Here is a 20,607-nt window from a genome sequence, read left to right as displayed (position 1 = left end):
AAGTCGGCTGACCACCGGTTCATTCGCGCCACCTTCAACCACCGCACAAGGAACCCCTCTTGAACCGCACACCGACACCAGACGGCACGGCGCACTCCACCGGCTCCGCCACGGACACCGCCCCACCCCCGGCAACCCTGCCCCGCCAGAAGACGGGGGAGGGGGCGACGAGCGGCACGACGGGGCAACCGCGCTCGGGGGCAGGCCGACAGGCAGGGATGACCGAGAGGGATCGGGCGGCCGAGGGGGATCGGGCGGCTGACGGGGGTCGGACGGCTGACGGGGAGCAGTTGGCTGAGGTGACTGCTGTGGCGGTTGCCGTGGTGGAGCCGCAGCCGCAGCGGGAGTCGGAGTCGGAGTCGGAGCCGCATCCGCTGTTGGGGCTGGGGCCGGAGGGCGAGGGCGACGCGGTGCGGCGATTGGGCGCGGGAGCAGGCGGCGGCGTTGGTGCGGAGTCCCGTGCAGGTGTAGGCGGCGGCCGTACGGCGGCCAGGGCGGGCGTAGGTGGTGGCGGCGCGGGGGCCAGGGCAGGCGTAGGCGGCGTCCGTACGGAGGCCGGGGCGGGCGCAGGTGAAGGCGCGGAAGCCGGGGCCGGCGTGCGTGGTGGCCGGGAGTCCGCCCCGTTCCCCGCACCGCGCCGCGAACTGAACGCGTACGTCGACCAGTTGGAGCACCCCGACGCGGGCGCCGCGGCGAATGCGGCGGGTGTGGAGAACCTCCTCCGCTGCTGGATCCGTGAGCGCAACCTCATCCCGAACGCGAGCGGCCACACCCTCCGCGTCGACCTGCCCGCAAGCGGCACGGCACTGCACGTCCCCGTGCACTACTGGTCCCCGACGGGCTGGCACCGACTGGGCCCGCCCACGTTCGCGGCGGGCCCCGTCGGCGCACCCCCTCTCGACGCCGTCACTGTGGCCGCACTCCTGAGCCGTGAAACGGCCGTCCCGGCCCCGCACCCGGCGCAGGCGAACCCGGCCGGACAATCGGGCACACCGGCCACCCCCGATTGCCAGGCCACCGAGCCCAACGCCCCTGCAGCCGGGACCGCCGCACACACGAACGGCACCCCCACGACCCCGCACCCCGCCCTCCCCAGCCACCCCGTCACCCCGTGGGCGCAGCCCGGTGACGGCAGTGATCTGGTGGGGCGTGTGGCGGACTCCGTGCGGCGGACCGCGGAGTTTCTGGTGGTTCGGCGTCGGCGTGAGGAGCAGGCTGGGACCGATCTGTTCCTGACGGCCGAGCAGTCGCTCGTTCTCGGGCACCCCCTGCATCCGACCCCGAAGAGCCGTGAGGGACTCTCCGAGGCGGAGGCCGAGCGGTACTCGCCCGAGGCGTACGGGTCCTTCGCGCTGCACTGGATGGCGGTCGACCGCTCGGTGCTCGCCCTCGACTCGGCCTGGACCGAGCGCGGCCGCACCGTCGCCGCCGATCAGCTCATGGACCGCCTCGCAGGTCCCGCGGCAGAACAGGCAGGCGCCGAGCGCGCCGCCGAACTACCGGAGCACTACGCCTTGTTGCCCGTCCACCCCTGGCAGGCGAGCGATCTGGCGCACCGCCCCGAGGTCGCCGACCTCATCGCGCGCGGACTGCTCACCGACCTCGGTCCCCTCGGCACCCCGTGGTACCCCACCTCCTCCGTCCGTACCGTCTACCAGCCCGGCGCCCCCGCCATGCTGAAGCTCTCCCTCGGCCTGCGCATCACCAACTCCCGTCGCGAGAACCTGCACAAGGAACTCCACCGCGGTGTGGAGGTCCACCGACTGCTGCGGTCCGGCCTGTCCGCCCAGTGGCAGGCCGCGCACCCCGGCTTCGACATCGTGCGCGACCCCGCCTGGCTCGCGGTCGTCGACGCCGACGGCGCCCCCGTCCAGGGCCTGGACACCGTCGTCCGCAACAACCCGTTCGCCGCGGCCGACGACGTGACCTGCATCGCGGGCCTCGTCTCGCCGCGCCCGGCACCGGCGGACCACGGGACGGGAGCCCCCATGCGCTCACGCCTCGCCGAACTGGTCGGCACACTCGCGGCCCGCACCGGACGCCCCCGCAGCGCCGTGGCCACGGAGTGGTTCCTGCGCTACCTCGAACAGGTCGTACGCCCTGTCCTCTGGCTCGACGGCGAAGCGGGCATCGCGCTCGAAGCCCACCAGCAGAACACCCTCGTGGTCCTCGACGCCGACGGCTGGCCCGCCGGCGGCCGCTACCGCGACAACCAGGGCTACTACTTCCGTACCTCCCGTCGCACCGAACTGACCCGCCGCCTCCCCGGCATCGGACTGCACAGCGACACCTTCGTCGCCGACGACGTCACCGACGAGCGCTTCGCCTACTACCTGGGCATCAACAACGTCCTGGGCCTCATCGGAGCCTTCGGCTCGCAGCAGCTCGCCGATGAGCAGCTGCTCCTCGCCGCCTTCCGCCGCTTCCTGACGGAGTGCGCCGCCGGATCCCGCAGGCTGCGCAGCCCGCTGCCGGCCCAATTGCTCGACACACCGGTGCTGCGCTGCAAGGCCAATCTGCTGACCCGGCTGCACGGCCTCGACGAGCTCGTCGGCCCCGTGGACACCCAGTCCGTCTACGTCACCATCGCCAACCCCCTTCATTCATCTCGTACATGACCATCTGCCTGTGAGAGGAGCGTCGCCGTGCCGTCCACCGACGCGAGCACCAACTCCCAGCCCTCCCCGACCGGAACCGAGCCGAGCACCACGTCCGACGACACCCTGGACCTCCGTCTGCCGCCCGAGTTCCTCGCCCTCTTCGCGGAAGAGGGCGCAGACGCGAGCCCGGCCGACGAGGTCACCGCCGCACCGGACGCGAGGACCCTGGACGAGCACGACCGCCCCGCCGACCTGGCGGCACCCGACGCGCACGCCCCAGCCGTCCGCCCCTGGCCCACCGACCTCGTGCACGGCTACCCGCCCCTCGAGGATCTGCTCGACGGTGTCTCCGGCTGGGGGCCAACCGCAACCCCCGTCGGCGCGTTCCAGCTGGTCCCCGTCGTCCTTGAACGCGATCTCGCGCTGATCAGCGGCTGGATGAACGACCCCGCCGTCGCCGCGTTCTGGGAGCTCGACGGCGACCTGTCTGTCACCGCCGACCACCTGCGCCCCCAACTCGACGGCGACGGCCGCAGCGTGCCCTGCGTCGGACTGCTCGACGGCACTCCGATGAGCTACTGGGAGATTTACCGGGCCGACCTCGACCCTCTCGCCCGGCACTATCCGGCGCGCCCGCACGACACCGGAATCCACCTGCTCATCGGGGGCGTCGCCGACCGGGGCCGGGGCGTGGGCACGTCCCTCCTGCGCGCCGTCGCCGACCTCGTACTCGATCGCAGACCCTCGTGCACCCGCGTTGTGGCCGAACCCGACCTGCGCAACACCCCTTCTGTGTCAGCCTTCTTGAGCGCAGGGTTCCGCCTCAGCGCCGAGGTGGAGCTTCCCGACAAACGCGCCGCGCTCATGGTCCGCGACCGCGCGCTGCGCGACAGGCTCTGACCGCCGCAGGACCGGCCTCCTCCCCACGGCAGCGGACTGCCCCACCCGGCATCCACCGCACGGCCGTCGACCGCATGCCCCTCACCTCCAATCCGCCGGATCCCCACCGGCGTTCGTGTCTTCGCACTTCTGATACACCGCCCGGTCCGACCGGGTTCCCGTTCTCGGCTCACGAGTTTCCGCCGCCGCCGACCCGCTCTCGCTCCCCGTACGCCTCACTCAGTCCCTCCAGGGCCCACCCCACGCCCCAAAGGCCCTGTGCAAGCCCCACCCAGGCCCGCACCCCGCTTGATTCCGGAGACCCCGTGCACAATTCCGCCGCCGCCCCCGATTCGGCAGAGCGCCCCTCGCTCTACGATCCGCCGGAGCTCAGCCGGGCGGCCTGGCACCTGGCAGGCCGTCGGCTGCTTGCCAAGATGCTGGGCGAGTTCGCCCACGAAGAGATCATCCAGCCGCAGCCGCAGCCGCAGCCGCAGCCGCAGCCGCAGCCGCAGCCGCAGTCGACTTCGCCGGACGCCCCAGCCGGCCACCGCCACACCATCCCCCTGGACGACGGCCGCCGGCTCGCCTTCCACGCGAGCCGCGGCGCATACGACTCCTGGCGTGTGGACCCGGAGAGCATCACGGTCGCGGACCTCCCCTATACCGACCCCGTCCGCTTCGTCATCGAGGCCCGGCACACGCTCGGCCTCGACGGCACCACCCTCGGCCACCTCATCCGCGAGTTGAACGCCACGCTGGCCGCCGACACCCGCCTCGACCACACCGCGCTCACCGCGGCCGCGCTCGCCGATCTCGACTACGCCGCGCTCGAAGGCCACCAGACCGGCCACCCCTGGCTCGTCCTCAACAAGGGCCGCCTCGGATTCTCGGCACAGGACTGCGCGCGATGGACCCCCGAGGCACGGCACGCCACGCACCTGCCGTGGATCGCCGTGAGCCGCGACCTCGCCTCGTATCGAGGGGTCCGCTGCCTCGACACCCCCGACCGCCTCTACGCGCGCGAACTCGACGACGCCACCCGCACTTCCTTCGACGAGGCACTGCACGCCCGCGGCCTGGACCCCGCCCGCTATCTGCTGCTCCCCGTGCACCCATGGCAGTGGGACGAGATCGTGCTGCCGCTGTTCGCGCCGTCCGTGGCGGCCGGCGACATCGTGCCGCTGCCGGCCGACGGCGACCTGCGGCTGCCCCAGCAGTCCATCCGTACGTTCCTCAACGTGTCCCGGCCCGAACGGCACACGGTCAAGCTGCCGCTGTCGATCCTCAACACCCTGGTGTGGCGCGGTCTGCCCACCGAACGCACCGCCGCCGCTCCCGCCGTCACCGCGTGGGTGCACGCCCTGCGGGACGGCGACCCGTTTCTGGCCGACGAGACGCGTGCCGTGCTGCTCGGCGAGGTCGCCTCGGTCACGGTCGAGCATCCCGTCTACGACGGCCTCGCGGAGGTCCCGTACCAATACAAGGAGCTTCTCGGCGCCATCTGGCGCGAGCCCCTCAGCCGCTATCTGGACCCGGGCGAGCGGGCCCGCACCCTCGCCTCGCTGCTGCACGTCGACCCCGCGGGCCGGGCGTTCACCGCGGAACTCGTCTCCCGCTCGGGCCTCGCGCCGGAGGTCTGGCTGCGCCGCCTCTTCGGCGCGCTGCTCCCGCCGCTGCTCCACTTCCTCTACCGCTACGGGACTGTCTTCTCACCCCACGGCGAGAATGCGATCGTCGTCTTCGACGAGCACGACATCCCGGTCCGCCTCGCGGTCAAGGACTTCGTGGACGACGTGAACATCAGCGCCGAGCCGCTGCCCGAGCACGACGCGATGCCCGACGACGTCCGGGCCGTGCTGCTCACCGAGCCGCCCGGTTTCCTGACGCAGTTCATCCACTCGGGACTCTTCGTGGGGGTCTTCCGCTACCTCGCGCCGCTGTGCGAGCAGCAACTCGGTGTGTCCGAGGCTGATTTCTGGTCGCTCGTACGCGCCGAGATCCTCCGCTACCAGGCGCGGTTCCCCGAGCTCAAGGACCGTTTCGAGACCTTCGACCTGCTCGGCGAGCGCATCGAGCGGCTGTGTCTCAACCGCAACCGCCTCCACCTCGACGGCTACCGCGACCGGCCCGCACGCCCGCACGCGGCCGTCCACGGCACTGTGCCCAACCCTCTCCACCGGCCGTGGGGCGGCTCGGGACGATGATTGTCAGTGGACCCGTTTAGGGTGGTCGGCCTATGACGAAACCCTCACTCCCCGAACTCCTGCATGCCGCCGTCACAGCCGTCGGCGGCACGGAGCGCCCTGGCCAGGTGACGATGGCCGAGGCGGTCGCCGAGGCCATCGACGGCGGCTCGCATCTCCTCGTCCAGGCGGGCACGGGCACCGGAAAGTCGCTCGGCTATCTCGTCCCCGCGCTCGCCCACGGGGAGCGCGTGGTCGTCGCGACGGCCACGCTCGCCCTCCAGCGCCAGCTGGTCGAGCGCGATCTGCCGCGCACGGTGGAGTCGCTGCATCCGCTGCTCCGCCGCAAGCCGCAGTACGCGATGCTCAAGGGCCGCTCCAACTATCTGTGTCTGCACCGGCTCCACGAAGGGGTGCCGCAGGACGAGGAGGAGGGTCTCTTCGACCAGTTCGAGGCCGCCGCGCCCACCAGCAAGCTGGGCCAGGACCTGCTGCGCATGCGGGACTGGGCGGACGAGACGGAGACGGGCGACCGCGATGACCTGACACCTGGCGTCTCCGACCGCGCCTGGGCGCAGGTGTCCGTGTCGTCGCGCGAGTGCCTGGGCGCGACGAAGTGTGCGTACGGGGCCGAGTGCTTCGCGGAGATGGCGCGCGAGCGGGCCAAGCTCGCGGACGTCGTCGTCACCAACCACGCGCTGCTCGCCATCGACGCCATCGAGGGGGCGCCGGTGCTGCCGCAGCACGAGGTGCTGATCGTCGACGAGGCGCATGAGCTGGTGTCCCGTGTGACGGGTGTGGCCACGGGCGAGCTCACTCCGGGGCAGGTCAACCGGGCCGTGAAGCGCGCGGCGAAGCTGGTCAACGAGAAGGTGGCGGACCAGCTGCAGACCGCTGCCGAGGGGTTCGAGCGGCTGATGGAGCTGGCTCTGCCCGGGCGCCTGGAGGAGATCCCGGAGGATCTCGGCTATGCGCTGCTCGCGCTGCGGGATGCCGCGCGCCATGTGATCTCGGCGCTGGGGTCGACCCGCGACAAATCGGTGCAGGACGAGGACGCGGTCCGCAAGCAGGCCCTCGCCTCCGTGGAGTCCATTCACGACGTGGCGGAGCGGATCACCAACGGGTCGGAATGGGATGTCGTCTGGTACGAGCGGCACGATCGCTTCGGTGCGTCGCTGCGCGTCGCGCCCATGTCCGTCTCGGGCCTGCTGCGCGAGAAGCTCTTCACCGACCGCTCGGTCACGCTGACCTCGGCGACGCTGAAGCTTGGCGGCGACTTCAACGGGGTGGGTGCCTCCCTCGGCCTCGCTCCGGAGGGCTCGGCGGGTGCGGCGGGCACGGAGTCCGAGGACATGCCGGTGTGGAAGGGCGTGGATGTCGGCTCGCCCTTCGATTACCGCAAGCAGGGAATCCTGTACGTGGCCAAGCACCTCTCGCGCCCGGCGCGCGACGGGGACCGTACGGACATGCTGGACGAGCTCACCGAGCTGATCCAGGCCGCCGGCGGCCGCACCCTCGGGCTGTTCTCGTCGATGAGGGGTGCCCAGCAGGCGGCCGAGGAGCTGCGTGCGCGGATCCCCGAGTTCCCGATCCTGCTGCAGGGCGAGGAGACGCTCGGCGAGCTGATCAAGAACTTTGCGGCGGATCCGCGGACCTGCCTCTTCGGCACGCTGTCGCTGTGGCAGGGCGTCGATGTGCCGGGTACGGGCTGTCAACTGGTCGTCATGGACAAGATCCCGTTCCCGCGGCCCGACGATCCGCTGATGAGCGCGCGGCAGAAGGCCGTCGAGGAGAACGGCGGCAACGGGTTCATGGCCGTCGCGGCCACCCACGCGGCGCTCCTGATGGCGCAGGGCGCGGGCCGTCTCGTACGGGCGACGGGGGACAAGGGCGTGGTCGCGGTGCTCGATCCGCGGCTTGCCACGGCGCGGTACGGGAGCTACCTCAAGGCCTCGATGCCGGACTTCTGGTACACGACGGACCGCAACCAGGTCCGCCGGTCGCTGTCGTCGATCGATGCGGCGGCGACGGCGGCGGAGGGCGCCGAGGCATCGGAGGTCACCGAGGCCGCGGAGGCGTAGGCGCTGAACGTAACTGCACAGCACAGGACCCCGGAACCGGCGCAGGTGGTTCCGGGGCCCGGTCAAGGGCGGCCGCTGGGGCCGTGGCTCAGACGCGGCGCAGGACCGCGACGACCTTGCCGAGGATGGTCGCCTCGTCACCAGGGATCGGCTGGTACGCAGCATTGTGCGGGAGCAGCCAGACATGGCCGTCCTCGCGCTTGAAGCGCTTCACCGTGGCCTCGCCGTCGAGCATGGCGGCGACGATGTCCCCGTTCTCCGCGACGGGCTGGCGGCGGACCGTGACCCAGTCGCCGTCGCAGATCGCGGCCTCGATCATCGAGTCACCCACGACCTTGAGGACGAAGAGCTCGCCGTCGCCCACGAGCTGGCGCGGCAGCGGGAACACGTCCTCGACCGACTCCTCGGCGAGGATCGGGCCACCGGCCGCGATCCGGCCGACGAGCGGGACATAGGACGCGGCCGGCTTGCCGGTGGTGTCCGTGGGCTGGCTGCTGCCCTGGTCGGAGCCGCGCACCTCGTACGCCCGCGGGCGGTGCGGGTCGCGGCGCAGGAAGCCCTTGCGCTCCAGGGCCATCAGCTGGTGCGCCACGGAGGATGTGCTGGACAGGCCCACGGCCTGGCCGATCTCGCGCATCGACGGCGGGTAACCCCGGCGCTGCACCGAGTCCCTGATGACCTCGATGACGCGGCGCTGGCGGTCGGTGAGGCCTGAGCTGTCCGCCCTGATCCCGGGAGGTCGGCCAGGAAGCGAACGTGCCGGCTTCTGGCCCTCAGGGCTCATGCCTGAGTCATTCATGGCGTGCACCGCCTCAAGTCGGCCCTGGGAGCGGTCCTGGGCGGTGATGCTGGCGCTGTCTGCGGTGGTGGTCACGGCGGCCCCTTCCGAGATGGTCTCCCTGGCTGGACAACGGTAGTAGCTTTCGAAAGGTTGCGCCAAACACACGTTCGAGTGAAAAACCCGGGATTGCCTGACGTGATCATGTGCTCGGGTGTACTGCCGACGCTCGAACACGTCCGTGAAGCAGCGAGGGTCCACAGTCTGCCATCCCGCCTCGCCGGTTGGCCCGACCCTTCACGTACCCTCTTCAAGGCCTCCCGCCGCGGACTCCCGCGGGCGGCTTCCGCACCCCTTCGGCGCGGGCGGCGCGCGACCTTCCGTACGCCACGCCCGGACGACACGCGATGGTGCCGAAAATGCGGCCAAACCCCAGATCTAGTGGTTGGATTGGCGCAGCCGCCCAGAAGTTGTGGTCCCTGGTCCTGTGAGCCTCGGCCATCGCCTATGCTGGGGGTCGCTTCGAGAGGGGCAGCGGTGGGATTCCGCGCCTTGCGAGAGGCCATTCAGTCGTGCTGTGAAGGAGGGTTGGGAGCGATGCACTGTCCCTTCTGCAGGCACCCCGACAGCCGGGTCGTCGACTCGCGTACGACCGACGACGGCACGTCGATCCGCAGGCGCCGGCAGTGCCCGGACTGCACCCGCCGCTTCACCACCGTCGAGACGTGCTCGCTGATGGTGGTCAAGCGCAGCGGAGTGACCGAGCCCTTCAGCCGTACCAAGGTCATCAATGGTGTGCGCAAGGCATGCCAGGGGCGGCCCGTCACGGAGGACGCACTCGCCCAGCTCGGCCAGCGGGTCGAGGAGGCGGTGCGTGCCACCGGCAGTGCCGAACTGACCACCCACGACGTGGGCCTGGCCATACTCGGCCCGTTGCAGGAGCTCGACCTCGTCGCGTACCTGCGTTTCGCTTCCGTCTACCGGGCGTTCGACTCGCTCGAGGACTTCGAGGCCGCCATCACTGAGCTGCGGCATGCGCAGGACTTCACCGAAGCCGACGCTGCCGCCGATGCCCAGGGCGTGCCCGGAGCGGATCAAGCGGGATCCACGGGGGCCGAGGTCCCTGTGCCCGCCACCGCCGCCGACTGACCGGCGGGCCGGACCGCGCAGCCCCGCAAGGGGCCGGGCACGGGGCCGGGCCGGCGGCCGATCGGCGGCCAGAAGACCTGTTGCGGGTGGCAGTGCGGCGCCCGCGGCACCAGACACACACCACAGCCTCGGGAAGAACGGGGCACTTGAGGGCGTTTTGCCCGATATAGGGAGGCGGCATGACCGAGACGACGAGCGGCCCGGCACGAGGTTCCCGCGCCAAGGGATCCAAGGCCAGTAAGGGTCTGCGTATCGAGCGCATCCACACCACCCCCGGCGTGCATCCGTACGACGAGGTCCAGTGGGAGCGCCGTGACGTCGTCATGACCAACTGGCGCGACGGCTCGGTCAACTTCGAGCAGCGTGGCGTCGAGTTCCCCGACTTCTGGTCGGTGAACGCGGTCAACATCGTCACCAGCAAGTACTTCCGCGGCGCCGTGGGCACCCCGCAGCGCGAGACCGGTCTGAAGCAGCTGATCGACCGGATCGTGAAGACCTACCGGAAGGCCGGCGAGGACTACAGCTACTTCGCCTCGCCCGCCGACGCCGAGATCTTCGAGCACGAGCTGGCGTACGCCCTCCTGCACCAGATCTTCAGCTTCAACTCCCCGGTGTGGTTCAACGTCGGTACGCCGCAGCCGCAGCAGGTCTCCGCGTGCTTCATCCTGTCCGTCGACGACTCCATGGAGTCGATCCTCGACTGGTACAAGGAAGAGGGCATGATCTTCAAGGGCGGCTCCGGCGCCGGCCTGAACCTCTCCCGTATCCGCTCCTCCAAGGAGCTCCTGAGCTCGGGCGGCAACGCCTCGGGTCCCGTCTCCTTCATGCGCGGCGCCGACGCCTCCGCCGGAACCATCAAGTCCGGCGGCGCCACCCGCCGCGCGGCCAAGATGGTCATCCTCGACGTCGACCACCCCGACGTGGAGTCCTTCATCGAGACCAAGGTGAAGGAGGAGGAGAAGATCCGCGCGCTGCGCGACGCGGGCTTCGACATGGACCTGGGCGGCGACGACATCACGTCCGTCCAGTACCAGAACGCCAACAACTCGGTCCGTGTGAACGACGAGTTCATGAAGGCGGTCGAGACCGGCGGCAAGTTCGGTCTGCGCGCCCGGATGACCGGCGAGGTCATCGAGGAGATCGACGCCAAGTCGCTCTTCCGCAAGATGGCCGAGGCCGCCTGGGCCTGTGCCGACCCCGGCATCCAGTACGACGACACCATCAACGCGTGGCACACCTGCCCGGAGTCCGGCCGCATCAACGGCTCGAACCCGTGCTCCGAGTACATGCACCTGGACAACACCAGCTGCAACCTCGCCTCGCTGAACCTCATGAAGTTCCTCAAGGACGACGGCAAGGGCAACCAGTCCTTCGAGTCCGAGCGCTTCTCCAAGGTCGTCGAGCTGGTCATCACCGCGATGGACATCTCGATCTGCTTCGCGGACTTCCCGACGCAGAAGATCGGTGAGAACACCCGCGCCTTCCGCCAGCTCGGCATCGGCTACGCCAACCTCGGCGCCCTGCTCATGGCCACGGGCCACGCGTACGACAGCGACGGCGGCCGCGCCCTCGCCGGTGCGATCTCCTCGCTCATGACGGGTACGAGCTACAAGCGCTCCGCCGAACTCGCCGCGGTCGTCGGCGCGTACGACGGCTACGCCCGCAACGCCACGCCGCACAAGCGCGTCATGAAGCAGCACGCCGACGCCAACGCCAAGGCCGTCCGCATGGACGACCTGGACACCCCGATCTGGGCCGCCGCCACGGAGGCCTGGCAGGACGTGATCCGCCTCGGCGAGAAGAACGGCTTCCGCAACGCGCAGGCCTCGGTCATCGCCCCGACCGGCACCATCGGTCTCGCGATGTCCTGCGACACCACCGGCCTGGAGCCCGACCTCGCCCTGGTCAAGTTCAAGAAGCTGGTCGGCGGCGGCTCGATGCAGATCGTCAACGGCACCGTGCCGCAGGCCCTGCGCCGCCTGGGCTACCAGGAGGAGCAGATCGAGGCGATCGTCGCCCACATCGCCGACCACGGCAATGTGATCGACGCCCCCGGTCTGAAGACCGAGCACTACGAGGTCTTCGACTGCGCCATGGGCGAGCGCTCCATCTCCGCGATGGGCCACGTCCGCATGATGGCCGCGATCCAGCCGTGGATCTCCGGCGCGCTCTCCAAGACGGTCAACCTGCCGGAGACGGCGACCGTCGAGGACGTCGAAGAGGTCTACTACGAGGCGTGGAAGATGGGCGTCAAGGCGCTCGCCATCTACCGCGACAACTGCAAGGTCGGCCAGCCGCTCTCCGCGAAGACCAAGGAAGCGGAGAAGGCCGAGGTCACCGCGAAGTCCGAGGCGACGATCCGCGAGGCCGTCGAGAAGGTCGTCGAGTACCGCCCGGTCCGCAAGCGTCTGCCCAAGGGCCGCCCGGGGATCACCACCTCCTTCACGGTCGGTGGCGCCGAGGGCTACATGACCGCCAACTCCTACCCGGACGACGGTCTCGGTGAGGTCTTCCTGAAGATGTCCAAGCAGGGCTCGACCCTCGCGGGCATGATGGACGCCTTCTCCATCGCCGTCTCGGTCGGCCTCCAGTACGGCGTCCCGCTCGAGACGTACGTTTCGAAGTTCACCAACATGCGCTTCGAGCCGGCCGGTATGACGGACGACCCGGACGTGCGGATGGCGCAGTCGATCGTCGACTACATCTTCCGCCGCCTGGCGCTCGACTTCCTGCCGTTCGAGACTCGTTCGGCGCTCGGTATCCACTCCGCCGAGGAGCGTCAGCGCCACCTGGAGACCGGTTCGTACGAGCCGTCCTTCGACGAGGCCGAGGTCGACGTCGAGGGCCTGGCCCAGTCGGCGCCGCGCACCCAGGAGCTGAAGGCCGTCGCCGCCGCGCCGAAGGCCGTGGAGACCCCGGCCCCGAAGCAGGCCCACACCAGCGCCGAGCTGGTGGAGATGCAGCTGGGCATCCAGGCCGACGCCCCGCTCTGCTTCTCCTGCGGCACGAAGATGCAGCGGGCCGGCTCCTGCTACATCTGCGAGGGCTGCGGCTCGACCAGCGGTTGCAGCTGATCGCAGCAGCACCACCGCTGACCTGCGGTGAGTAACTGAAGGGGACCGGCCGACGGCTGGTCCCCTTCGGCGTGCCGCTCACGGATCAGTGGTCGAAACCGCGTACGCGGGCCCCGGCGGGTGGCAGGGTCTTGCAGGTGATCAAGAGTGAGGGGTGGGCGAGGCGTTGATGAGGGGTGGGGGTGGGGCCTCCAGTGCGCGGTCTTCGTTGTTCGAGCGGGTGCGGGAGGCGCATCTGGCGGGGCCGGACGGGCCGATTCCGCGGGCCGTGCTGAGACCGTTGGAGCGGATGCACCCGGAGCATCCGAAGCACGAAAGTCCCCGGGACTACCGGCAGGCGGGGAAGAACGCGGCCGCCGTGCTCGGTGAGCATTTTGCGCGGCCCGGGGCGCATCCCGCGGAGCTGATGCATCGGCTGCACGAGGTGTACGTGCCGACGCATCGCAACCAGCATGTACGTGCGGTGGCTGAGCGGGCCGAGCCCGAACTGGTGCGGGCGACCGGGGCGTGGCTGGTCGCGAAGGGGTCCGATCAGTGCGCGCTTGTCGTGGGGTTGGCGCTGCTCGCCGTGGCCGGCAACCGTGAGGACATTCCGCTGATCCGGACGGCCGGGCTGCTCGGCAACTGGTGCGGGTCGCTCGCGGCGGATGCGCTGGAGCGGCTGCCCGGGGGGACGGAATCGTTGCTGTGGCTGGCCGAACGTGTGGAGGGCTGGGGGCGGGTTTCGGTCGTCGAGGCGCTTTGCGGAGTCGATGAGGACGGCGTCAGGGCGTGGTTGGCGCGGCGTGCGTGCGACGGGGACTTCCTCAACGGGTACTTCGTGGGCCAGGTCGCACACGCCGTGCGCCTGCACGAGCTCCTGGACGAGCCGGTGGTGGATGCGGAAGTCGTCGCTCACACCGGCCAGTTGCTGGTGAAGATGACCGAATGCGCGGGGGTGGGCACGACGCTCCTGCGCTATGAGCATGCCGAGCGAGTGCTGGGCGCACTGCTGCGGCACCTGGGCCAGGTGCCGCCGACCGCAGAGACCTTCTGCAGGGTGGCCTGGCTGGTGCATGGGCTGCGCGGAGGGCTTGACGCGCAGTCCGTCGGGCCGGTGGAGCGCTGGGAGCCCCATGCCATGGCGTACGCGGCGGTGTTGGAGCGTACGCCATGGTGCGAGGCGGCCCGGGGCGGGCGGGCGGCCGGACACCCCGGTGTCGCCTGGCTCTTGGAGCAGGACTGGGGCCGCGCGCTGCGGGCGTTCGCCGAAGCGGGGGCTGGAGCCGAAGCGGGCGCTGGAGCCGGAGCAGAGGCGGGAGCCGGAGCCGAACCGGGAGTGGATGGTGGCGCGCCTGGCGGGCACGGCAGCGCGTAGGCACAGGCGTGCCGGGGACCGGCCCGCTCGGCCGGTCCCCCGGGACACTCCGATACGGTGCGGTCAGACGGAGGCCCCCATGGCGAGCGCGAACGCCGCCGGGTCCAGCTCGAACCCCTTGAACGCCGGGCGCAGTTGCCAGGTGTGCGCGCCGTCGCGGGTGAGTTCGGCGAGCACGGCCGCCGTGCAGCCGGGAATCGCCGTGAAGTCGAAGTGGGCGAGGTCCTTGTGGCCTTCGCGCAACCGCACCGCCGAGTTGAAGGTCTCGCCGAAGGTCAGATCGCCCTGGGACTGCTGGATCGCGACGCCGAGCACCACCCGTACATAGCGCTCGTTCAGGCGATCGAGTTCGAGCGTCATCACCTCGTCGTAGCCGAAGCCCTGACCCGTCTTGCTGTCCCGGTTGAGCGTGATCGTGCCATCGGGGGAGCGGCTCCCGAAGTGCACCAGATAGGCCGGTGTGCCCTCCGGATCGTTCGCCTCGTACACCGCGGCCACCAGGTCGAGGTCGTGCTGCGGGCCGCCCGGAGGGGCGGGATCCCACTTGAGGCCCGCCTCCACCTTCGTCAGGCCCTTGCTGAAACTGTTCATCTGCTCTCCCCTGATGCGTGCTTCCTGAGGACACGCTACGACGTCAATCCGACAACTCACTGCGCGGCGAGCGCAGTTGGGACCACCCTGCGCGCCGTACTATGGCGCGGTGCTGGTCAAGTGGATGCGCTGCACCGTGACGGACCGCAGGGGGTTCGAGCAGGGACAGCGGAGGTGGGCGGGGCTTCTGGGGGAGCCGGGGTTTCGGGGGCAGGGCGGGGGATGGAGCACGCGGCGGGGCGATGTGGTGCATGTCTTCGCGTTCTGGGAGAGCCGGGCGTTCTACGACTCGTTCATGGCGCGCTCCCATGACCGGCTCGCGTCCGCACAGGCCGGTACGTACGGCGATATGCGGGTCAAGCTTTTCGACTACCGCTTCGACGTGAAGACCGGCTTCGAGCCGCGGTTCACCGATGCCGATCTGGTGCGGATCGCGCACTGCCGTGTGCACGAGGAGCAGGTCGAGCACTTCGCGCTGATGCAGCAGAAGGTGTGGAATCCGGCGATGGCCGGATCGCCCGGGATGGTGCGCGGACTGTTCTCCGAGGCGCCGGGCAGCGAGTTCCTGATCCTCTCGATGTGGCAGTCCGACGCCGAGCACGGCAAGTACCGCGAGGAACGCGTGGAGCGGCTTTCGCTGCGCGCTCAGACCCGTCGGGATCTGATCGCGCTCGACGGGGACATCGTGCGGCTGCTGCCGCAGTGGACGGTCTAGGGCCTGGCGATACGGATCACGCCACGCCGGCTCGTTCACGCAATGTGCCCGAGGGCAGCCCGAGTTGGGTCTCCGCCGTCTCCAGGACCAGGTCGCCGAGGTCGATGGTCTCCGTGAGCGCGGCGCCTTCCCCGGTGTCCGTGTTGGCGTAGGACCCCATTCCGTCGACCGCGACGAGGATGTGCAGTGCGGCGCGCAGCGATCCCGCGCGCGTCTCGAACCCGCCCCGTTCGATGAGGTCGACGAGCTCCGTCCGCGTCACCGTCTCCTGGCCGTCCACCGCCTCGCGCAGAGGCTGCTTGAAGCGGCTGAGGTGGCGGGCGTTGAGCCATAGCCGGCTGAGGTCCGTGTGCGCGCCGCCCGTCAGGCGCACGAGGAAGCGCGCGATGCGGTCCAGGGGCGCGAGGTCCTGCTCGTGCTCCGGCATCAGTGCGTCGCGCTCCTGTGTGGCCGCGTACGCGAACGCCTCCGCCACGAGGTCGTCGGCCGCCGGGAAGTAGTGGCCGATCAGACCCGGGCGCACCCCGAGCTCGTCGGCGACCCGGCGCAGGGTCACCAGTTCCAGGCCGTGGGCCAGTGCGATGCCCGCCGCGGTCCTGACGATCTCTGTGCGGCGCTCCTGCGGGGGCTTGCGGGTGCGCTTCGGCGGACCGGCCGGGCCAGGTGCTTTCGCCGGGCTTGATGTCTTGGCCGGGCTCGACGGATTCACCGGGGCTCTTGACGTCATACCGAGCAGCCTATTGGATAAGCGACCAACAGTTATTGGGTGTGCGACCAATAAGTCGCACCTCTCTCCCCCGAGAGGCCACGATGACCACTGAGCGCAGCGAACGTGCAGGTCAACCCGAGAAGCGGGGTATCGGTTTCGTCGCCGACGAGGAGCGGACCGGGCGTCCCCGACAGCTTTTCGCGGTCTGGGCCGCACCGAATGTGAGCTATCTGAGCTTCGCTGTCGGCGCCACCTTGATCCTCATGGGTCTGACCCTGCCGCAGGCGATCGGCGTGATCCTGGCGGGCAACCTGCTGTGGATCGCCACCGGCGTCGTGGCCGCGAGCGGCCCGGCGGCCGGGACCAGCGGCTCGGTGATCTCGCGGGCGTTCTACGGCGTGATCGGCAACAAGATCGTCCTGATCGTGACCGGCTGGCTGATCGCCTCCGCCTATCTGGCCCTCAACTGGTCCGCGGCCTCCGTGGCCGGGATCGGCCTCGCCCAGCACTGGGGGCTGCCCGCCTCCGCGGGCGTCGACGCCGGCGTGATCTGCCTGATCGCGGGCGTCACGCTCCTTGTGGCGATCTACGGCTACGCGACGATCGTGCGGCTGTACGCGGCCCTCAGCGTGCTGCTCACGGTGGTCTTCGTGATCGTCACGGTGTACGTGCTCGGTTCCGTGGACTGGTCGTACACGCCCGCCGCACCGCTGCACGGCACGGCGCTCGCGGCCGCGCTCGGCGCCGGGTTCACGATCATCGGCTCCACGGCCCTCTCGTACAGCAACAGCCCCGACCTGGCCCGCTACCTGCCGCGGACCAGCTCGATCACCGCCATCGCGGGCTGGACGGCCTTCGGCGCGTACCTGCCGAGCGTGGTCTTCACCTCCGTGGGCGCGCTCGCCGCCACCACCCTCGACATGGCCGACCCGCAGGCGGCCCTGGAGACGGTGCTGCCCGGCTGGTTCGTGCCGGTCTTCGTGATCGCGGTCGTGCTCAACACCGTCGCGAACAACGGCATGACCGCGTACAGCGCGAGCCTGTCCATCCAGTCCGTGGGCGTCCGGCTCGCGCGGATCCCGGCCGTCCTGGTGATCGGCGCGCTCGGCACCGCGATGACGCTCTACGCGATCCTCGTCTTCGACTTCCTGACCAGCGTCAACACCATGCTGCAGCTGGTCGTCGTGAGCACCGGACCGGCCATGGCGATTGCCGTCACGGACCTCGTCATGCGCCGCAACCGCTACCACGGCGAGCTGCTGCTGCGACAGGAGCGCGGCGGGCCGTTCTGGTACCGCGGCGGGCTCCACTGGGCCGGTCTCGTCGCCCTCCTCGCGGGCGCGCTGGCCTCCGTCATGTGGGTCAGCACGACGTTCTGGACCGGCCCGCTCGCGACCGCGGCCGGCGGCGTGGACCTGGCGATCCCGGCCGGGATGGGCGTCGCGGCCCTCGCGTACTGGGGGATCGCGCGGGCACTCGGGACGATTCCGCGCTCATACGGAGAGGGCGCGCCCGAGGGCGCCCCGCAGACCGAAGACAGCACCACGAAAGGCAGCGAGCTGTGCACGCCGACCTCATCCTGACGGCCGCCCGCGTCGAGACCCTCGCCGAGGAAGGTCCGGGTGAGCTCTCGGACGACCTGACCCGGGCCCCGTACGCCGACTCCATAGCGATCACCGGCGGCCGGATCACGAAGGTCGGCACCGCCGAGGAGCTCGCCGCCCTGCGCGGTCCCGGCACGGAGGTGCACGAGTTCCCGGGCGCCACTGTGCTGCCCGGCCTCGTGGACACCCATACGCATCCGGTGTGGGGCTCGATCGAGACGGGCCGCAGTATCGATCTGTCGACAGCAGTCACCCCGGACGCCGTGCTCGGCCTGCTGGAGGAGGCCGTCGCGCGCACGCCCGCGGGCGGCTGGGTCGCCGGGATCGACCTGGACGTCGCCGTCTTCGACACCCTCGGCGGCGAACCCTCCGGCGCCTTCCTAGGCGCGCGCTTCCCCGACCACGCGGTCTCCCTGATGACCAAGGACGCCCACGCTCTGGTGATCAGCCCGCGGGCCGTGGAACTGGCGGGCCTGACCGGCCGCGAGACCTTCAGCGACGCCTCGTGCGTGGTGACCGGCCCGGACGGCACCCCCACCGGCTACATCCTGGAACTCCAGGCCATGGATCTCGTCTTCGCGCACTACCCCGAAGTGCCGCTGGAGACCGCCGCCGATTATGTACGCGGCCGGCTGGAGGAGTTCGCGCGCACGGGGTTGACCGGCGTGCACGCCCTCGACTTCGGTGAACCCTCCGAGGACGTCTACCGCCTCATCGAGGCCACCGGCGACCTGCCCGTACGGATCCGCTGCTCACCCCTCGTACCGGCCGATTCCGCGCCGGACGTCTGGCAGCGGATCGCCGGCCAGCAGCGGCTGCGGGGACGGCGGTGGTACGTGGAGGGCGCCAAGTTCATGCTCGACGGCACCGCCGACAACGGCACCGCCTGGTTCGAGCACCCGGACAGCCACGGCGAGAACCGCGAGCCGCTCTGGCGCGACCTCGACGCCTACCGTGCCGCCGTGCGTTTCTTCACGGAGCGCGGCATCCCCACGGTCACGCACGCGATCGGAGACCAGGCCGTACGGCACACGCTGGACGTCCTGGAGGAAGTGGGCCCGGCGGGGCGCGCCCCGCACCGCATCGAGCATCTCGAAGCGCTGCCGGACGATGTGGTCCCCCGGTTCGCGAAGCTCGGTGTCGTGCCCGGTCTGCAGCCCGTGCACGGGACCCGGCACACCCGTGCGGACGGCACCGACTCCTGGTCGCGCCGGATCGGCCCGGACCGTGCGGCCCGCGGCTGGCGCACCCGCGACCTGCTGGACGCGGGCGCCGTGGTGGCCCTCGGCTCGGACTGGCCGATCGGCCCCGGCGACCCGCGGACCGGCCTCGCGGACTGCCAGCTGCGCCGGCCCGTCGAGGAGCCGCAGACGGAACCGGTCCAGCCCGCGCAGGCGCTCGCCGCCCGCGACGCGTACCGCGGGATGACCTGGGCGGCTGCCGAGGCCGCCGGGTCCGCGCACGAACTCGGGTCGATCGCACCCGGCTACCTCGCCGATCTCACGGTCCTGGCCGCCAACCCGCTCGACCTCGACCCCGAGGCCCAGGCCCGCAACCCCGTGCTCGCCACGGTCGTGGGCGGCCATGTCCAGAGGCACGCCTGAGTCCCGCACAGCTGAGCGCCCGTAGCTGAGCGCCCGCACAGCTACGGCCCCGACTCCTGAAGCCCACACCCTTCCCCGTACGAGGAACCCCCATGTCCGTGATCCCGCGCCCCGCCCACCGCCTCCACATCGCCCTCGACGATCCGGACCCGTACGCACGCGGTGTCGCCCGCGGTGAGCGGCTGCGGGACGGCATTCCCGCCGCCCTCGACGTGTACGCGCGGCTCTTCGCGCTCGGTGGCATCACCTGGTCCGGCATCCGCGAGGACGCCGAGCGCGCCCTCGACGCCATCGGCGCCTTCCGGCCCGCGGCCCGCGCGGAGATCGCCGGGATCGCGCGGGGCGCGGGGGTTGACGAGTGGCAGATCGGTGCGCTCAACGCGCGGACCGAGATCCTGGCCCGCTCCACGGCCGTACCGCCCGGCGAGTGCTCCACGCTCGTACGGCGCGACGCGGAGGGCGGGAAGGCCCGGACGTTCGGCGCGCAGACGTGGGACTGGCACGTCGAGCTCTCCGCGCACTGGCACACCCTGGAGTCCCGGGGCGCGCGGCACACCGTGGCGGGCCTCACCGAGCACGGGATCCTCGCCAAGATCGGCATCAACAGCGCAGGGCTCGCCCTGCACTTCAACATCCTGGGCCACATCAAGGACGGGATCGGCGGTGTGCCGATGCACGTCCTCGCCGCGGTCGTCCTGGCCGAGGCGGGCAGCGTGGCCGAGGCGGTCGAGCTCGTACGCTCCGCCCCACTGGGCTCGTCCGGCTCCTTCGCGCTGTTCGACGCGGCCGGGGACGCCGTGCTCCTCGACATCAGCCCCGAGGGCGTCCACGAGATCCGGCCCGACGAGCGGGGCATGCTCCTGCGCACCAATCACTTCCTGACCCCGGCCCTCACCGCAGGCGAGAAGTCCTGGCTCTACCAGCCGGACTCGGACGAACGCCACGCGTTCCTCACGGGCCGGCTGCGCAGCGCCGCGCAACTGCCGTCGGACGCCGATGCTTTGACCGCGTTCCTGGTCACCGAGGAGGGTCAGCCGGCCGTCACCTGTCTGCCTGACCTGTCCAAGCCCCTGGGGCAGCGGTGGGCCAGTCTGGCCACGGTCACCCTGGACCCGGCGACCCGCACGGTGAGCGTCCTCGACGGGACCCCGGCCGACACGGACGGCGGGCCGTGGCGGTCACTCACCGTCGCGCCCTGACGGCCTGAGCGGCGCGGACGAGCGCCGGCCGCGCGCGCCGGAGTGCCGGAGGTTCCCGTTCCCGCGCGATTGTCAGTGCGG

14 protein-coding genes are annotated in these 20,607 nt (G+C 70.8%); 11 read left to right on the top strand and 3 right to left on the bottom strand.

The genetic code is table 11. The features are described 5' to 3' along the window. Positions 1-644: 644 nt before the first annotated feature. The 4 genes from ACIBI4_RS25355 (at position 645) to ACIBI4_RS25340 (ending at position 7,746) form a co-directional block, all read left to right on the top strand. Positions 645-2,618 (top strand): IucA/IucC family protein, encoded by a 1,974-nt coding sequence (locus ACIBI4_RS25355; protein WP_399206389.1) that lies wholly within the window; start codon positions 645-647, stop codon positions 2,616-2,618. Positions 2,619-2,645: 27 nt separating this feature from the next. Then, entirely contained in the window at positions 2,646-3,500 is an 855-nt protein-coding gene (locus tag ACIBI4_RS25350; RefSeq protein ID WP_399206322.1) for a GNAT family N-acetyltransferase, read from the top strand. 305 nt (positions 3,501-3,805) lie between these two features. Further along, positions 3,806-5,686, top strand: a complete 1,881-nt coding sequence (locus ACIBI4_RS25345) for an IucA/IucC family protein (RefSeq protein WP_399206321.1) — start codon at positions 3,806-3,808, stop codon at positions 5,684-5,686. 32 nt (positions 5,687-5,718) lie between these two features. Continuing rightward, entirely contained in the window at positions 5,719-7,746 is a 2,028-nt protein-coding gene (locus ACIBI4_RS25340) for an ATP-dependent DNA helicase (protein WP_399206320.1), read from the top strand. Positions 7,747-7,834: 88 nt separating this feature from the next. Here ACIBI4_RS25340 and lexA read toward each other — a convergent pair whose 3' ends face one another. Beyond that, complete coding sequence (lexA, locus tag ACIBI4_RS25335; RefSeq protein WP_399206319.1) at positions 7,835-8,620, bottom strand: transcriptional repressor LexA; 786 nt, start codon at positions 8,618-8,620, stop codon at positions 7,835-7,837. Between the two features lie 501 nt (positions 8,621-9,121). Here lexA and nrdR point away from each other — a divergent pair. The 3 genes from nrdR (at position 9,122) to ACIBI4_RS25320 (ending at position 14,104) form a co-directional block, all read left to right on the top strand. Then, complete coding sequence (nrdR, locus tag ACIBI4_RS25330) at positions 9,122-9,673, top strand: transcriptional regulator NrdR (RefSeq protein WP_399206318.1); 552 nt, start codon at positions 9,122-9,124, stop codon at positions 9,671-9,673. Positions 9,674-9,852: 179 nt separating this feature from the next. Further along, positions 9,853-12,747: a vitamin B12-dependent ribonucleotide reductase gene (locus ACIBI4_RS25325; RefSeq protein WP_399206317.1), complete on the top strand. Its 2,895-nt coding sequence runs from the start codon at positions 9,853-9,855 to the stop codon at positions 12,745-12,747. Positions 12,748-12,955: 208 nt separating this feature from the next. Further along, positions 12,956-14,104: a hypothetical protein gene (locus ACIBI4_RS25320; protein ID WP_399206316.1), complete on the top strand. Its 1,149-nt coding sequence runs from the start codon at positions 12,956-12,958 to the stop codon at positions 14,102-14,104. A gap of 63 nt (positions 14,105-14,167) precedes the next feature. Here the strand turns inward: ACIBI4_RS25320 and ACIBI4_RS25315 are convergent, their stop codons facing one another. Continuing rightward, the gene (locus ACIBI4_RS25315) at positions 14,168-14,695 is read right to left on the bottom strand and encodes a TerD family protein (RefSeq protein WP_399206315.1); all 528 of its coding nucleotides are present in this window, start codon (positions 14,693-14,695) and stop codon (positions 14,168-14,170) included. Positions 14,696-14,804: 109 nt separating this feature from the next. On the opposite strand from ACIBI4_RS25315, the gene ACIBI4_RS25310 reads away from it, so the two are divergent. Beyond that, complete coding sequence (locus ACIBI4_RS25310) at positions 14,805-15,410, top strand: YdbC family protein (protein ID WP_399206314.1); 606 nt, start codon at positions 14,805-14,807, stop codon at positions 15,408-15,410. 16 nt (positions 15,411-15,426) lie between these two features. Here ACIBI4_RS25310 and ACIBI4_RS25305 read toward each other — a convergent pair whose 3' ends face one another. After that, positions 15,427-16,137 (bottom strand): TetR/AcrR family transcriptional regulator, encoded by a 711-nt coding sequence (locus ACIBI4_RS25305; protein WP_399206313.1) that lies wholly within the window; start codon positions 16,135-16,137, stop codon positions 15,427-15,429. An 83-nt stretch (positions 16,138-16,220) separates the two neighbouring features. Here ACIBI4_RS25305 and ACIBI4_RS25300 point away from each other — a divergent pair, with 83 nt between their 5' ends. The 3 genes from ACIBI4_RS25300 to ACIBI4_RS25290 all read left to right on the top strand — a co-directional run bounded on the left by ACIBI4_RS25300 (position 16,221) and on the right by ACIBI4_RS25290 (position 20,526). Then, positions 16,221-17,702, top strand: coding sequence for a purine-cytosine permease family protein (locus ACIBI4_RS25300; RefSeq protein WP_399206312.1), 1,482 nt, complete (start codon positions 16,221-16,223; stop codon positions 17,700-17,702). Then, positions 17,681-19,327 carry an amidohydrolase gene (locus ACIBI4_RS25295; RefSeq protein ID WP_399206311.1) on the top strand — a complete coding sequence of 549 codons (1,647 nt, stop codon included), beginning with the start codon at positions 17,681-17,683 and terminating at the stop codon, positions 19,325-19,327. Before ACIBI4_RS25300 ends, ACIBI4_RS25295 begins: the two co-directional genes overlap by 22 nt. Positions 19,328-19,419: 92 nt before the next feature. Next, the gene (locus ACIBI4_RS25290) at positions 19,420-20,526 is read left to right on the top strand and encodes a C45 family autoproteolytic acyltransferase/hydolase (RefSeq protein ID WP_399206310.1); all 1,107 of its coding nucleotides are present in this window, start codon (positions 19,420-19,422) and stop codon (positions 20,524-20,526) included. Positions 20,527-20,607 lie beyond the last annotated feature (81 nt).

This window comes from Streptomyces sp. NPDC050418 (genome assembly GCF_044458745.1).
Taxonomy (GTDB): Bacteria; Actinomycetota; Actinomycetes; order Streptomycetales; family Streptomycetaceae; genus Streptomyces.
The sequence above is the reverse complement of the archived record's forward strand: the minus strand, read 5'-3'. Positions and strand labels throughout refer to the sequence as shown.

What these genes read in the sequence shown, in the direction of transcription:
- ACIBI4_RS25340 (WP_399206320.1), top strand. Translation starts at nt 5,719, where the DNA reads ATGACGAAACCCTCACTCCCCGAACTCCTGCATGCCGCCGTCACAGCC.
- nrdR (WP_399206318.1), top strand. Translation starts at nt 9,122, where the DNA reads ATGCACTGTCCCTTCTGCAGGCACCCCGACAGCCGGGTCGTCGACTCG.
- ACIBI4_RS25325 (WP_399206317.1), top strand. Translation starts at nt 9,853, where the DNA reads ATGACCGAGACGACGAGCGGCCCGGCACGAGGTTCCCGCGCCAAGGGA.
- ACIBI4_RS25315 (WP_399206315.1), bottom strand. Translation starts at nt 14,695, where the DNA reads ATGAACAGTTTCAGCAAGGGCCTGACGAAGGTGGAGGCGGGCCTCAAG.
- ACIBI4_RS25305 (WP_399206313.1), bottom strand. Translation starts at nt 16,137, where the DNA reads ATGACGTCAAGAGCCCCGGTGAATCCGTCGAGCCCGGCCAAGACATCA.
- ACIBI4_RS25300 (WP_399206312.1), top strand. Translation starts at nt 16,221, where the DNA reads ATGACCACTGAGCGCAGCGAACGTGCAGGTCAACCCGAGAAGCGGGGT.
- ACIBI4_RS25290 (WP_399206310.1), top strand. Translation starts at nt 19,420, where the DNA reads ATGTCCGTGATCCCGCGCCCCGCCCACCGCCTCCACATCGCCCTCGAC.